The sequence below is a fragment of the Lelliottia sp. F153 genome (genome assembly GCF_002870005.1).
GTDB lineage: Bacteria > Pseudomonadota > Gammaproteobacteria > Enterobacterales > Enterobacteriaceae > Enterobacter > Enterobacter nimipressuralis.
This window is the reverse complement of sequence record NZ_PKFT01000021.1, coordinates 1-554: the sequence shown is the minus strand read 5'-3', so window position 1 is coordinate 554 and position 554 is coordinate 1. Positions and strand designations below refer to the sequence as shown.

General features: G+C 52.0%; 1 rRNA gene. It reads left to right on the top strand.

Features of this window, described 5'->3' with window-relative positions:
- Positions 1–71 precede the first annotated feature (71 nt).
- Positions 72–554, top strand: a 23S ribosomal RNA gene (locus tag F153LOC_RS21465); the annotation flags it as partial.

Genomic DNA, 554 nt, shown 5'->3' with positions numbered 1-554 from the left:
ATGACGGTGTGTTCGAGTCTCTCAAATTTTCGCGACACGATGATGTTTTACGAAACATCTTCGGGTTGTGAGGTTAAGCGACTAAGCGTACACGGTGGATGCCCTGGCAGTCAGAGGCGATGAAGGGCGTGCTAATCTGCGATAAGCGTCGGCGAGGTGATATGAACCTTTGACCCGGCGATACCCGAATGGGGAAACCCAGTGTGTTTCGACACACTATCATGTCATGAATACATAGTGGCATGAGGCGAACCGGGGGAACTGAAACATCTAAGTACCCCGAGGAAAAGAAATCAACCGAGATTCCCCCAGTAGCGGCGAGCGAACGGGGAGGAGCCCAGAGTCTGAATCAGCGCGTGTGTTAGTGGAAGCGTCTGGAAAGTCGCACGATACAGGGTGAAAGTCCCGTACACAAAAATGCACACGTTGTGAACTCGAAGAGTAGGGCGGGACACGTGGTATCCTGTCTGAATATGGGGGGACCATCCTCCAAGGCTAAATACTCCTGACTGACCGATAGTGAACCAGTACCGTGAGGGAAAGGCGAAAAGAAC